Genomic DNA, 13177 nt, shown 5'->3' with positions numbered 1-13177 from the left:
CAACCAAAACCGGTTGCGGGAATGGGCTGGCCACGGCATTCTTGCCGAAACCGGAGAATTTTTCGATGAGCCTTGCCCGTCTGCAAAAGGAAACGCTGACCAACCTGCCCTACTATGAGGAGCGCGTCGATCTCGCCTGTGCCTTCCGCTGGACGGCGCGGCTCAACATGCACGAGGCGGTGGCCAATCATTTCTCGCTGGCCGTCAATGATGAGGGCACACAATTCCTCATGAACCCCAACCAGGTGCATTTCTCGCGCATCAAGGCGAGCGACCTTCTGATGATCGATGCCAACGATCCGGAAACGCTCTCCGGCCCCAATGCGCCCGACCCGACGGCGTGGGGGCTGCATGGCGCCATCCATCGCAATGTGCGTCACGCGCGCTGCGTCATGCATGTGCACTCGATCCACGCCACGGTGCTGGCATCGCTCGCTGACTCGACATTGCCGCCGATCGACCAGAATTCGGCGATGTTCTTCAACCGCCATGTGGTCGACGCGCACTATGGCGGGCTGGCCTTCGAGGAGGAGGGCGAGCGCTGCTCGCAGCTTCTCGTCGATCCCAAGGTCAAGGTGATGGTGATGGGCAATCACGGCGTGCTGGTCATCGGCGACACGGTCGCCGATGCCTTCAACCGCATGTTCTATTTCGAGCGCGCCGCCGAGACCTACATCAAGGCGCTGTGGACCGGCCGCCCGCTGCGCACGCTGTCCGACGCGATCGCCGAAAAGGCGGCGAGCGAGATGGACGATTACCCCGGCCAGGCCGAACGCCATCTCAGCGAGTTGAAGGCGATCCTCGACGAGCAGGAACCGGTCTACCGGAATTGAGCGTCCTTCTCCCCATGCCGTCACTATACGGGGAGAAGGTGCCGGCAGGCGGATGAGGGGCGGCGCCGACCTGGGCGGTTTTCCTCAGAGCCCCAGCTCTTTCCCCAATTCCTCGGCGCTGTTGATGACGATGGCGCCGGGCGGGCCTTCCATCGGCTTTTCCGGCCAGAAGATCGTCTTCATTCCCGCCGCCAGCCCTGCCATGGCGCCCGGCCAGCTGTCGTCGATCGCTACCGCCTGCGCGGGATCGACATCGGCCAGATACGCGGCGCGCAGGAATGGCTCGGCATGCGGCTTGCCTTCGCGCACGTCGTTGCGGCTGATCGTCTTCATGCCGGGGTAGATCAGGCCGACCATGCTCAAATTGGCGTCGACGATCATCCGGTCCGAATTCGAGACCACGGCCTGCTGGATGCCTCTTGCACGCAGCTCGTTGAAGATCTCGATCGCGCCGGGGCGCGGCTTCAAGCTCTCCACCAGCGGCAGGTAGTGTTCGTATTTGCGCAGGATCCAGTCGTCGAAAGGCAGGTCCAGGCCGAACTCGTCGCGCATCATCTCGTAGACCGGCAAGGCGGCGACGCCGAGCACGCGCTCATGCAGATCGTCCGGCGGGACAAGGCCGACATTGCGCATCGCCGCCACCAGGGCAGCTTCGTGCAGCGGTTCGCTGTCGACCAGCGTGCCGTCCATGTCCCAGAAAACCGCTTTCGGCGTCATGCGAGGCTCCTTTTTGCCATCCCTTAAAGGGTTTGAGCCGGGAGATAAACCTTCGGAGCGCAAGAACGTGCCGCCTGCCGGGACCGCAGCCAAGTCTCTTGGCGAGACGGACATCGTGGGGAGACGAGAAACTGGGCCGTGCCTACGCCGAGGGACAGCAAGCAATTGCCCCCGAGATTTGACAATTGCGCAGCAGGCCGTTCCCTGCGAAAGTGGGCATGGGCCGCTCTCATGACCGGCGGTCTCGGGAGGCAGGACTTTGAATAGCCGGCAGGATGGTGGCAGCAACAGGCTGGACGATGCGGCACGTGCCGGCTGGCTTTATTATGTTGCCGGCAACACACAGGACCAGATCGCTTCGACGCTTGGCATCTCGCGGCAAACGGCGCAGCGGCTGGTATCGCTGGCGGTGTCGGAGGGCTTGATCAAGGTTCGCGTCGACCATCCGATCGCCAACTGCCTCGATCTGGCGGCACGGCTGAGATCGCGCTTTGCGCTCGATCTGGTCGAAGTGGTGCCGAGCGACCCCAACTCGTCCTCGACCACGATCGGCATCGCCGAGGCGGCTGCCGCCGAGATCGAGCGACGGTTGCGTTCACCGACGCCGATCGTCATGGCGATCGGCACCGGGCGCACGCTGAAGGCGGCGATCGAGCAGCTGCCGCCGATGGAATGCCCGCAACACAAGGTGGTGTCGTTGACCGGCAACATCTCGCCGGACGGTTCGGCCGCCTTCTACAATGTCATCTTCACCATGGCCGACAGGGTCAAGGCACGCTCCTTCCCGATGCCGCTGCCGGTCATCGCCTCGTCGCCGGAGGAGCGTGAGATGCTGCTCAACCAGCCGATGATCCAGCCGACGCTTGCGCTTGCCGCCGAGGCCGACGTCACCTTCATCGGCATCGGCGACCTCGGCCCCAAGGCGCCGCTCTACGAGGACGGCTTCATTTCGGAGAGCGAATTGAAGGCGCTGCAGAAAGCCGGCGGCATCGCCGAGATCGTCGGCTGGGTGTTCGATAGGGAGGGCCGCATGATCGAGGGCATCACCAACGACCGGGTGTCGTCGGCGTCGCTGCCGTCACGCGAGAAATCGCTGGTCATCGCACTGGCGATGGGAGAACGAAAGCTGCCGGGCATTCTGGCGGCCGCGAACCGGCGGCTGATCAACGGCCTCATCACCGATGAACGGACCGCCGCCGCGCTGCTCGCCAGCATCTGACCGGAAGCACAACTGATCTGCGATAAAACCAACCGCGCTAGCTGTGCCGCCCGAAAGGGTCGTTGCCATCGAGAAAACCGAGATCGCGCTGCAGATGCGGCGACAGGTCCCTGATGTCGAGATGTGCCCGTTTTTTGGCTGCGAACCAGCCGAATCCATCCGTCAGCCACGAAAACCAGCGATGATCGGGTGCGGAAGTGCATTTTTGCTGCGCCATGGTCATGATCGTCAACCTTCGCTATCCTGAACCCGAATGACGGGTTGACTGGAAATGTCGGTCTTGACGGCGGCCTTTGCCAATCGAACGTCGATAAGGACCCATAAGGAGGCTTTATGCCGGACCTCAGCTCTCGGCAGGTTTCACAGCTTCCGCCGCTGCAGGCGATCCGGGTGTTCGAAGCGGTGGCGCGGCATCTTTCCTTCACCAAGGCGGCCGAGGAACTTGCCATGACGCAAGCGGCGGTCAGCTATCAGATCAAGGTGCTGGAGGAACGGGTCGGCGCGCCGCTGTTCCTGCGCCGGCCGCGCCAGATCGCACTCACCGAGGCTGGACAGCGCCTTGCGCCAGCGGTCAGCGAGGCCTTCGCCATTCTCGGCCAGGCCTATGCGGCGGCGCGTGGCGGCGCCGACGGATTGCTGTGCGTCACGACGGTGCTGACCTTTGCCTCGAACTGGCTGGCGCACCATCTGGGCTCATTCCAGATCGCTCATCCCTCCCTTGCCGTGCGGCTCGAAACATCGAGCCGGCTGACGGATTTCGCCCGCGAGGATGTCGACCTCGCCATCCGGTCGGGCGGCGGCAAATGGCCGGGGCTGGAAGCCTACAAGCTGCTCGATGCCGATTTCACGCCGATGCTGAGCCCGAAGCTCGCGGCAAGCATCGGCGGCGTCAGGGAACCGGCGGACCTGTTGCGGCTGCCGATCCTCGATCCCGGCGACATCTGGTGGACGCAATGGTTCGAGGCTGCCGGCGTGCACTCGCACGATCTCGCCAAACGGCCCGGCAGCAGCATGGGCGCGCAGGCCTATGAGGCCAATGCGGCGATCGCCGGTCATGGCGTCGCGATCCTGACCAGGGCGCTGTTCAAGGCGGAACTTGCCGGTGGGCGCCTGATCCAGCCTTTCGATCTGGTTGGCGACGACGGCCATGCCTTTTGGCTGGTCTACCCCGAAGCGCGCCGCAACGTGCCGAAGATCCGTGCCTTCCGCGACTGGCTGCTGGCCGAGATCGCCTGCTGACCGGCAGGCTTGCGGGCTGCACCTGGCCTCACAGATCTATCCGCTGTTGCCGCACTGTATCCGGCCGGGACGCTCTTCGTCCTGGCAATTTCCGCTCGTCCCGGCCTGCGGTGTCGCCCGGGTGCTGCGCTGCAGCATCGAATCCGACTTGACATAATTCACGCCAAGTGAGTAATTGCCCAAAGCCAAGGCAAATGCTCATCTTGGTTCAAGGGAGGAATTTGATGAAACTTCGCACGCTCACCCTGGGCTTGTTGTCGGCCAGCACGCTTGCGTTCGCCGCACATGCCGAATCCATCACCATCGCCACCGTCAACAATGGCGATATGGTCCGCATGCAAAAGCTGACCGAGGACTTCACCAAGGCGAACCCCGACATCCAGCTCAACTGGGTTACGCTCGAAGAGAATGTGCTGCGCGAGCGCGTCACCACCGACATCGCCACCAAGGGCGGCCAGTACGACGTGATGACCATCGGCACCTATGAGGTTCCGATCTGGGCCAAGCAGAGCTGGCTTTTGCCGCTCGACAAGCTCGGCGACGACTACGACGCCAAGGACATCATCCCGGCCATTGCTGGCGGCCTTTCGGTCGACGGCAAGCTCTATGCCGCGCCCTTCTACGGCGAAAGCTCCTTCGTCATGTACCGCAAGGACCTGATGGACAAGGCCGGGCTGAAGATGCCCGACGCGCCGACCTGGGACTTCATCAAGCAGGCCGCCGACAAGATGACCGACCGCGCCAATGGCGTGAACGGCGTGTGCCTGCGCGGCAAGGCCGGCTGGGGCGAGAACATGGCTTTCCTGACCGCCATGTCGAACTCCTTCGGCGCCCGCTGGTTCGACGAGAACTGGAAGCCGCAGTTCGATCAGCCGGAATGGAAGAACACGTTGCAGTTCTATGTCGACCTGATGAAGGCCGACGGCCCCGAGGGGGCTTCCTCCAACGGCTTCAACGAAAACCTGGCGCTGTTCCAGCAGGGCAAATGCGGCATGTGGATCGACGCCACGGTCGCCGCGTCCTTCGTTTCGGACCCGAAGAACTCCACCGTCGCCGATAAGGTCGGCTATGCGCTGGCGCCCGACAATGGCCTGGGCAAGCGCGGCAACTGGCTGTGGGCCTGGTCGCTGGCCATCCCCGCCGGCACGCAGAAAGCGGATGCCGCCGAGAAGTTCGTCTCCTGGGCGACCAGCAAGCACTATGCGGAGCTCGTCGCTTCGAAGGAAGGCTGGGCCAACGTTCCTCCGGGCACGCGCTCCTCGCTCTACGCCAATGCCGAGTACCAGAAGGCGGCTCCGTTCGCCAAGATGACGCTGGACTCCATCAATGCCGCCGATCCGACGCATCCGACGGTCAAGCCGGTGCCCTATGTCGGCGTCCAGTTCGTCGCCATCCCTGAGTTCCAGGGCCTTGGCACCACGGTCGGCCAGCTCTTCTCGGCGGCGCTTGCCGGCCAGTCGAGCGTCGACGACGCGCTGAAGCAGGCCCAGGACGCTGCCACCGCGGCAATGACCGAGGGCGGATACATCAAGTAAGGCTCCTCCCGGTGCCGACTGCCGGTCGCCTCCTTGACCGGCAACGGCCGCCCGAGTTCCCAGTTCGGGCGGCCGCCTTTAACGCCTTTTGAAAATTCCGTCTGACCAGTGAGGGTGACCGTCATGGCTACTCAGCAGACCCGTTCGCTTGCCCGTTTCATGATGGCGCCATCCGTGGTGCTGCTGTTCGTCTGGATGATCGTGCCGCTGGTCATCACCATCTGGTTCTCCTTCCAGCAGTACAACCCGCTCAATCCGATCCGCGACGGCTTCGTCGGCTTCTCGAATTACGCGCTGTTCTATTCCAACCCGGCCTTCCTGCAGTCGATCCTCAACACGCTCACCTTGGTGGTCAGCGTGCTCCTGATCACGGTGATCGGCGGCATCCTTCTGGCGCTGCTGATCGACCAGCCGATGTGGGGCCAGGGCATCGTGCGCATCCTCGTCATCTCTCCGTTCTTCGTCATGCCGCCGGTGGCCGCATTGGTCTGGAAGAACATGATCATGCACCCGCAATACGGGGTGTTCGCCGACATAGCCCGCATCTTCGGGGCCCAGCCGATCGACTGGTTCGGGCAACATCCGATGCTGGCGATCATCATCATCGTCGCCTGGCAGTGGCTGCCCTTCGCGACGCTCATTCTTCTGACCGCGCTGCAGTCGCTCGACGGCGAGCAGAAGGAAGCCGCCGAGATGGACGGCGCCGGGTTCATCAGCCGCTTCATCTATCTGACGCTGCCGCACATGTCGCGCGCCATCACGGTCGTCATCCTGATCCAGACGATCTTCCTTCTCTCGGTCTATGCCGAGATCCTCGTCACCACCAATGGCGGCCCGGGATATGCCTCCACCAACCTGCCCTTCCTCGTCTACCAGAAGGCGTTGCTGGAGTTCAAAATCGGCCAGGCATCCGCCGGCGGTGTGATCGCCGTCATTCTCGCCAATATCGTTGCCTTCTTCGCCATGCGCGCCGTCGGCAAGAACCTGGACAAGTAAGGGAGGCTACGATGGCACGCTCAGTCACCACCCGGCACAAGACGATCGCGACGGTTGCCGCCTGGATCGTCGCCCTGCTGATCTTCTTCCCGATCCTCTACACGATCATCACCTCGTTCAAGTCGGAGCAGGAAGCCATCCAGGGCTTCAGCATCATCCCGTCGGGAACGTTCGAGAGCTATACCGAGGTCCAGGCACAGAGCGGCTACTTCAAGTTCTTCTTCAACTCGGTGCTGCTCTCGGTCGGCTCGACCATCCTGGCCCTGCTGGTCGCCATACCCGCGGCATGGTCGATGGCCTTCTCGCCGACCAAGCGGACCAAGGACATCTTGATGTGGATGCTGTCCACCAAGATGATGCCGGCGGTCGCGGTGCTGTTCCCGATCTACCTGATCTTCCGCGACACAGGCCTGCTCGACAGCCGCATCGGCCTCATGATCATGCTGATGCTGATCAACCTGCCGATCGTGGTGTGGATGCTCTACACCTATTTCCGCGAAATCCCTGGCGAGATCCTGGAAGCGGCGCGCATGGACGGCGCATCGCTGTGGAACGAGATCGTCTATGTGCTGACGCCGATGGCGGTGCCGGGCATCGCCTCGACAATGCTGCTCAACATCATCCTGGCCTGGAACGAGGCGTTCTGGACGATCCGGCTGACGACGACGGAAGCCGCACCCCTGACCGCCTTCATCAGCTCGTTCTCAAGCCCGCAAGGCCTGTTCTGGGCGAAGCTTTCGGCCGCCTCGACGCTGGCCATCGCGCCGATCCTGATCATGGGCTGGTTCAGCCAGAAGCAGCTGGTGCGCGGCCTGACATTTGGTGCGGTGAAATAACGGAATTGCCCGAAGCAATCGGCAGAAATAACCCCTCGGGGAGGAAACCATGGGAAACATCACGCTCAAGAACGTCTCGAAATCCTTCGGAGCGACGTCCATCATCCCCGGTCTCGACCTGGTGATCGAGAATGGCGAGTTCGTCGTCTTTGTCGGCCCGTCGGGTTGCGGCAAGTCAACGCTGCTGCGCCTGATCGCCGGGCTCGAGGACACCAGCGGCGGCTCCATCAACATCGACGGCCGCGACGTCACCGGCGAGGCACCGGCCAAGCGCAAGCTCGCCATGGTGTTCCAGTCTTACGCGCTCTATCCGCACATGACGGTGGCCAAGAACATCGGCTTCCCGCTGAAGATGGCCGGTGAGGACAAGGCGACCATCGACAAGAAGGTGGGAGACGCGGCGCGCGTGCTCAACCTGACCAACTATCTCGAACGCCGGCCCGGCCAGCTTTCAGGCGGCCAGCGCCAGCGCGTCGCGATCGGCCGCGCCATCGTGCGTCAGCCGACCGCCTTCCTGTTCGACGAACCGCTGTCCAATCTCGATGCGGCACTGCGCGGCACCATGCGGCTGGAGATCAGCGAGCTGCACCATCAGCTCAAGACCACCATGATCTACGTTACCCACGATCAGGTCGAAGCGATGACCATGGCCGACAAGATCGTCGTGCTGAACGCCGGCAACATCGAGCAGGTCGGCTCGCCGATGGAGCTCTACAAGACGCCGAAGAACCTGTTCGTCGCCAGCTTTATCGGCTCGCCGAAGATGAACCTGATCGAGGGCGCGCCGGCTGCCAAAAACGGCGCCAAGACCATCGGCATCCGTCCCGAACACCTGGAGATCTCGACCACGGCGGGCGAATGGAAGGCGGTCGTCGGCGTCGCCGAGCATCTCGGCTCCGACACCTTCCTGCACGTCCAGGCCGACGGCGTCGGTCCGCTGACCGTGCGCGCCGACGGCGAACTCGGCGTCCATCACGGCGACACCATTTACCTGACACCAGACAAGGCCAAGCTGCATCGCTTTGGCGCCGACGGAAAGGCAATCTGAACATGCGACTGGCCGGCAAATCCGCGCTGATCACGGGTTCGGCCCGCGGCATCGGCAGAGCCTTCGCCGAAGCCTATGCCGGCGAAGGCGCAACCGTCGCCATCGCCGACATCAATCTCGAGGCGGCGCAGAAGACGGCCGCAGAGATTGGCGGCAAGGCCTATGCGGTCAAGCTCGACGTCACCGACCTCGCCTCGATCGAGGCGGCGGTGAAAGCCGTCGAGACGAAGACCGGTGGCCTCGATATCCTGATCAACAACGCCGCCCTGTTCGACCTGGCGCCGATCGTCGAAATCACCAGGGCAAGCTACGACAAGTTGTTTTCCGTCAATGTCGCCGGCACGCTGTTCATGCTGCAGGCAGCCGCCCGCTCGATGATCGCGCGAGGCAAGGGCGGCAGGATCATCAACATGGCGAGCCAGGCCGGACGGCGCGGCGAGGCGCTGGTCGGCGTCTATTGCGCCACCAAGGCCGCCGTCATCTCGCTGACCCAGTCGGCGGGGCTCGACCTGATCAAGCACCGCATCAACGTCAACGCGATTGCCCCTGGCGTCGTCGACGGCGAGCACTGGGATCACGTCGATTCGCTGTTCGCCAAATATGAGAACCGGCCGAGGGGCGAGAAGAAGAAGCTGGTTGGCGAGGCGGTGCCGTATGGCCGCATGGGCACGGCGCAGGACCTCACCGGCATGGCTGTGTTTCTCGCCAGCAGCGACGCCGAATACATCGTCGCCCAGACCTACAATGTCGATGGCGGCCAGTGGATGAGTTGAGGGCGGGGGACGGCCTCTGCTCCTCGTCCCTCCGCGGGGAGCAGAGGCCGACTTCAGCGGGCGCGTAGCAAGTGCCACCCCTTATCCTCTCCCCGACGGGGAGAGGAGCGTAACGAAGGCCGAAACCCGGCCAAAGGGTAAAACAGATGACCGTGAAACTCTCGTCCTCTAACCTCTCCAAGCTGCCCGCCAACGTCGCAGGTCCGAAGTATGACCGCGCGACGCTGAAGGCCGGCATCGTGCATTTCGGCGTCGGCAATTTCCACCGCTCGCATCAGGCCGTCTATCTCGACGATCTGTTCAATGCGGGCATCGGCCATGACTGGGCGCTGATCGGTGCCGGCGTGTTCGACGGTGAAAAGATCGGCCGCGGCAAACTGGAAGAGCAGGACTGGCTGACCACGGTGGTCGAGCAGGACTCTGGCCATATGAATGCCCGCGTCACCGGCGCGATGATCGACTTCCTGATGCCTGGCGATGCGGCCGGTGTCATCAAACGGCTTGCCGACCCGGCGATCAAGATCGTTTCGCTGACCATCACCGAAGGCGGCTACTTTATCGATCCGGCTTCCGGCGTGTTCAACCCGATCCATCCCGACATCGTCGCCGACGCGCAGGCCGGCGCCACGCCGAAGACGGTGTTCGGCATCATTCTTGCCGGGCTGATGCGCCGCCGCGATGAAGGCACCGTGCCGTTCACCGTCATGTCGTGCGACAACATTCCCCACAACGGCCATGTCACCTCGGATGGCGTCATCGGCCTGGCCCGTTTGATCGACGAGGATCTGGCGAACTGGGTCAGCGAGCATGTCGCCTTTCCGAACGGCATGGTCGATCGCATCACGCCGGCCACCACCGACCGCGAGCGCGGCATCCTGGCCAAGGATTTCGGCCTCGAGGACAACTGGCCGGTGTTCTGCGAGCCGTTCCGGCAGTGGGTGCTGGAGGACCATTTCACCGATGGCCGGCCGCCGCTGGAAAAGGTCGGCGTGCAGTTCGTCAAAGACGTTGCGCCTTATGAACTGATGAAAATCCGCATCCTCAATGGCGGCCATGCAGCGATCGCCTATCCGGCCGGCCTGATGGACATCCATTTCGTGCATGAGGCGATGCAGGAGCCGCTGGTGAGCGGTTTTCTGGCCAAGCTCGAACGGGACGAAATCATCCCGACGGTGCCGCCGGTGCCGGACACGGTTCTGGAAGACTATTACCAGCTCATCGAGAGCCGCTTCTCCAACCCGAAGATCGGCGACACGGTGCGCCGGCTCTGCCTCGACGGCTCCAACCGCCAGCCGAAGTTCATCATCCCGACCATCGCCGACCGGCTGAAGGCTGGGAAAAGCGTCGCCGGCCTGGCGCTGGAATCGGCATTGTGGTGCCGCTATTGCTTCGGCACGACGGACAGCGGCGCCGTCATCGAGCCCAACGACCCGAGTTGGGACCGGCTGCAGGCGACGGCAAAGGCAGCAAAGGACGCTCCCGCCGCCTGGCTCGCCATGGAGGACATCTATGGCGATGTCGGCCGCGCAACGGCGTTTGTCGAGGCCTTTGCCCATGCGCTCAACGTGCTGTGGGCGAATGGCGCGCGCGCCACGCTGACGCGCTACCTCGCCGGCAAGCTCTGAGAGCCATTCTCGGCCATGACGCCTGAACTGGTCATTTTCGACTGCGATGGCGTGCTGGTCGACAGCGAGGCGCTCTCCGTCTCGGCGCTGCTCGGCATGGTCAGGCTTGCCGGCGGCAGCGTCAGTGAGGATGCCGCCTACGAGCATTTCCTCGGCAAGAGCATGAAAAGCGTGCGCGAGATCCTCGGCCGCGACTTCGGGCTCGATATTACCGACCTGCACCTGACCGAGATGCGCGTCGAATTGATGCGCAAATTCCGCGAGGAGCTGAAGCCGATCGCCGGTGTCAAGAAGATGCTGCCGAAGCTTGAGCTGCCGTTCTGTGTCGCGTCCTCGGGCACGCTCGACCGCATCCGCTACGCGCTCGACGTCACCGGATTGCTTGGGCTGATGGAACCGCACCTGTTCAGTGCCACCATGGTGGCCAAGGGAAAGCCCGCGCCGGACCTGTTCCTGCATGCTGCCGCCAGCATGCGGGCCCATCCACGCAAATGCCTCGTCATCGAGGACAGCCCGGCCGGCATCATTGCCGCGCGGGCGGCGGGGATGCGCGTGTTTGCCTTCACCGGCGGCTCGCACGCCGGCAACCCGACCTTGAAAGCGCGGCTTGCGTCGAGTGAACCGGACTTTATATTCGCTGACATGCTGCAATTGCCCGATCTGATTGCAGGCCTGGGAGCGAGAGACAGAGCATCTTGACGAAACAGTTCGTTTGCGCGGTCGATGTCGGCACCGGGAGCGCTCGCGCGGGCATTCTCGACACCAACGGCACCTTGCTCGGCCGCGCCGAGCGGCCGATCGCCATGAACCAGCCGAAGCCCGATCACGCCGAACATGATTCGCGCGATATCTGGTCGGCCGTCTGCGCCGCCGTGCGCGCTGCCCGCGAAAAGGCCGGCATAGCTGCCGAGGAGGTCGTCGGCATCTCCTTCGATGCCACCTGTTCGCTGGTGGTGCGCGACCGGCAAGGCGGCCAGCTCAGCATCTCGACCACGGGCGACAAGCGCTGGGACACCATCGTCTGGCTCGACCACCGCGCCATCGCGGAGGCCGACGAATGCACGGCAAGCGGCCATGCCGTGCTGAATTACGTCGGTGGCGTCATGTCGCCGGAAATGGCGACACCGAAGCTGATGTGGCTGAAGCGCAATTTGCCGGAGACCTGGAATGAAGCCGGCTATTTATTCGATCTCACCGATTTCCTGACCTGGCAAGCGACAGGTTCGCTGGCCCGCTCGCAATGCACGCTGACCGCCAAATGGACCTATCTGGCGCATGAAGAGGCCGGCTGGCGGCGCGACTTCTTTGCGCTCGTCGGCCTCGGCGATCTTTTCGAGCACGGCAATTTGCCGGAAAAGGCCAGTCCGGTCGGCGCTTATATTGGCCAACTGACCGCCCAGGCAGCGGCCGAGCTTGGGCTGAGCGAGAAATGCCGGGTCGGCGCCGGCGTCATCGATGCCTATGCCGGTGCGCTTGGCGTGCTCGGCGGCTTTGCCGGCGACCAACAGGACATCGGCCGGCATTTGGCGCTGATCGCCGGCACGTCGAGCTGCGTCATGGCGATGTCACCGGATCCGCAGCCCTTCGCCGGCGTCTGGGGTCCCTATTACGGCGCGGCGCTGCCCAGGCTGTGGCTGTCGGAAGGCGGCCAGTCGGCGACCGGCGCCCTGCTCGACCACATCATCCGCTGGCACGGCGCCGGCGGCGAGCCGGATGCCGCCATGCATGCGAAGATCGCCAGGCGTGTCACCGAGCTGCGCGCCACCGAGGGCGACAACCTTGCCGCGCGGCTGCATGTGCTGCCCGATTTTCATGGTAACCGCTCACCGCTCGCCGATCCGCATGCCGTCGGCGTCGTCAGCGGGCTGACGCTGGACTCCTCCTTCGACAGCCTGTGCAAGCTCTACTGGCGCACCGCCGTCGGCATCGCGCTCGGCGTGCGCCACGTGCTGGAGGCGCTGAACGAGAACGGCTATCTGATCGATACGCTGCATGTCACCGGCGGCCACACCAAGAACCCGCTGTTGATGGAGCTCTATGCCGACGCCACCGGCTGCACGGTGATCGAGCCGCTGGCCGACGAGGCGGTGCTGCTCGGCACCGGCATGATCGCCGCCACCGCGGCCGGGCTGTTTCCCGACCTCAACGCGGCCTGTCTTGCCATGCAGCAAGGCGGCAGGACGCGCGCGTCGAACCCGAAATCATCAGGGCGTTTCGACCGCGACTACAAGGTTTTCCTTGAGATGCACCGCCAGCGGCGGATGCTGGACGCGATCCGCTAGAGCATCGGGGCCGGTCCCTGGCTCAATCCGTTCCCGTCCCTCCTCTCTTGCCTTCATGTCGCGTTTCGTCCAGA

At 63.7% G+C, this 13177-nt stretch carries 13 protein-coding genes; 11 read left to right on the top strand and 2 right to left on the bottom strand.

What is annotated here, in order from left to right; genetic code table 11:
* The first annotated feature begins 65 nt into the window (after nucleotides 1-65).
* Nucleotides 66-833, top strand: a complete 768-nt coding sequence (locus tag EN990_RS04670) for a class II aldolase and adducin N-terminal domain-containing protein (RefSeq protein ID WP_024502042.1) — start codon at nucleotides 66-68, stop codon at nucleotides 831-833.
* An 84-nt stretch (nucleotides 834-917) separates the two neighbouring features.
* Here EN990_RS04670 and EN990_RS04665 read toward each other — a convergent pair whose 3' ends face one another.
* The gene (locus tag EN990_RS04665) at nucleotides 918-1550 is read right to left on the bottom strand and encodes an HAD family phosphatase (protein WP_127370269.1); all 633 of its coding nucleotides are present in this window, start codon (nucleotides 1548-1550) and stop codon (nucleotides 918-920) included.
* Nucleotides 1551-1809: 259 nt separating this feature from the next.
* Between EN990_RS04665 and EN990_RS04660 the strand changes: the two genes are divergently transcribed.
* Nucleotides 1810-2769: a sugar-binding transcriptional regulator gene (locus tag EN990_RS04660; RefSeq protein WP_013528410.1), complete on the top strand. Its 960-nt coding sequence runs from the start codon at nucleotides 1810-1812 to the stop codon at nucleotides 2767-2769.
* 37 nt (nucleotides 2770-2806) lie between these two features.
* On the opposite strand, the gene EN990_RS04655 is transcribed toward EN990_RS04660, so the two are convergent.
* A complete protein-coding gene (locus EN990_RS04655; protein ID WP_013528411.1) occupies nucleotides 2807-2992 on the bottom strand; it encodes a hypothetical protein in 186 nt (61 codons plus the stop codon).
* Nucleotides 2993-3102: 110 nt separating this feature from the next.
* Between EN990_RS04655 and gcvA the strand changes: the two genes are divergently transcribed.
* The 9 genes from gcvA (at nucleotide 3103) to EN990_RS04610 (ending at nucleotide 13103) form a co-directional block, all read left to right on the top strand.
* Nucleotides 3103-4008 (top strand): transcriptional regulator GcvA, encoded by a 906-nt coding sequence (gene gcvA / locus EN990_RS04650; protein ID WP_013528412.1) that lies wholly within the window; start codon nucleotides 3103-3105, stop codon nucleotides 4006-4008.
* A gap of 224 nt (nucleotides 4009-4232) precedes the next feature.
* Nucleotides 4233-5543 carry a sugar ABC transporter substrate-binding protein gene (locus EN990_RS04645; RefSeq protein ID WP_013528413.1) on the top strand — a complete coding sequence of 437 codons (1311 nt, stop codon included), beginning with the start codon at nucleotides 4233-4235 and terminating at the stop codon, nucleotides 5541-5543.
* Nucleotides 5544-5666: 123 nt separating this feature from the next.
* On the top strand, nucleotides 5667-6539 hold the full coding sequence (locus EN990_RS04640) for a sugar ABC transporter permease (RefSeq protein WP_127384818.1): 873 nt from the start codon (nucleotides 5667-5669) through the stop codon (nucleotides 6537-6539).
* Between the two features lie 11 nt (nucleotides 6540-6550).
* A complete protein-coding gene (locus tag EN990_RS04635; protein ID WP_013528415.1) occupies nucleotides 6551-7375 on the top strand; it encodes a carbohydrate ABC transporter permease in 825 nt (274 codons plus the stop codon).
* A gap of 49 nt (nucleotides 7376-7424) precedes the next feature.
* Nucleotides 7425-8423 (top strand): ABC transporter ATP-binding protein, encoded by a 999-nt coding sequence (locus EN990_RS04630; protein ID WP_013528416.1) that lies wholly within the window; start codon nucleotides 7425-7427, stop codon nucleotides 8421-8423.
* A 2-nt stretch (nucleotides 8424-8425) separates the two neighbouring features.
* Nucleotides 8426-9196, top strand: coding sequence for an L-iditol 2-dehydrogenase (locus tag EN990_RS04625; protein WP_013528417.1), 771 nt, complete (start codon nucleotides 8426-8428; stop codon nucleotides 9194-9196).
* Nucleotides 9197-9342: 146 nt separating this feature from the next.
* Nucleotides 9343-10821 carry a mannitol dehydrogenase family protein gene (locus EN990_RS04620; protein ID WP_127369287.1) on the top strand — a complete coding sequence of 493 codons (1479 nt, stop codon included), beginning with the start codon at nucleotides 9343-9345 and terminating at the stop codon, nucleotides 10819-10821.
* Nucleotides 10822-10836: 15 nt separating this feature from the next.
* Nucleotides 10837-11520: an HAD family hydrolase gene (locus tag EN990_RS04615; RefSeq protein WP_127369288.1), complete on the top strand. Its 684-nt coding sequence runs from the start codon at nucleotides 10837-10839 to the stop codon at nucleotides 11518-11520.
* Complete coding sequence (locus EN990_RS04610; RefSeq protein ID WP_127384819.1) at nucleotides 11517-13103, top strand: FGGY-family carbohydrate kinase; 1587 nt, start codon at nucleotides 11517-11519, stop codon at nucleotides 13101-13103. The genes EN990_RS04615 and EN990_RS04610 overlap by 4 nt, the downstream gene beginning before the upstream one ends.
* Nucleotides 13104-13177 lie beyond the last annotated feature (74 nt).

Source organism: Mesorhizobium sp. M7A.F.Ca.US.005.03.1.1, from assembly GCF_003997975.1.
Lineage (GTDB): Bacteria > Pseudomonadota > Alphaproteobacteria > Rhizobiales > Rhizobiaceae > Mesorhizobium > Mesorhizobium ciceri.
Note: the sequence above shows the minus strand (reverse complement) of the source record. Positions and strands in the feature narration are given on the sequence as shown.

Excerpts from the sequence above, each read along its gene's own strand:
- EN990_RS04670 (WP_024502042.1), top strand. The coding sequence starts at position 66 with ATGAGCCTTGCCCGTCTGCAAAAGGAAACGCTGACCAACCTGCCCTAC.
- EN990_RS04665 (WP_127370269.1), bottom strand. The coding sequence starts at position 1,550 with ATGACGCCGAAAGCGGTTTTCTGGGACATGGACGGCACGCTGGTCGAC.
- EN990_RS04655 (WP_013528411.1), bottom strand. The coding sequence starts at position 2,992 with ATGACCATGGCGCAGCAAAAATGCACTTCCGCACCCGATCATCGCTGG.
- gcvA (WP_013528412.1), top strand. The coding sequence starts at position 3,103 with ATGCCGGACCTCAGCTCTCGGCAGGTTTCACAGCTTCCGCCGCTGCAG.
- EN990_RS04645 (WP_013528413.1), top strand. The coding sequence starts at position 4,233 with ATGAAACTTCGCACGCTCACCCTGGGCTTGTTGTCGGCCAGCACGCTT.
- EN990_RS04640 (WP_127384818.1), top strand. The coding sequence starts at position 5,667 with ATGGCTACTCAGCAGACCCGTTCGCTTGCCCGTTTCATGATGGCGCCA.
- EN990_RS04635 (WP_013528415.1), top strand. The coding sequence starts at position 6,551 with ATGGCACGCTCAGTCACCACCCGGCACAAGACGATCGCGACGGTTGCC.
- EN990_RS04630 (WP_013528416.1), top strand. The coding sequence starts at position 7,425 with ATGGGAAACATCACGCTCAAGAACGTCTCGAAATCCTTCGGAGCGACG.
- EN990_RS04625 (WP_013528417.1), top strand. The coding sequence starts at position 8,426 with ATGCGACTGGCCGGCAAATCCGCGCTGATCACGGGTTCGGCCCGCGGC.
- EN990_RS04620 (WP_127369287.1), top strand. The coding sequence starts at position 9,343 with ATGACCGTGAAACTCTCGTCCTCTAACCTCTCCAAGCTGCCCGCCAAC.
- EN990_RS04615 (WP_127369288.1), top strand. The coding sequence starts at position 10,837 with ATGACGCCTGAACTGGTCATTTTCGACTGCGATGGCGTGCTGGTCGAC.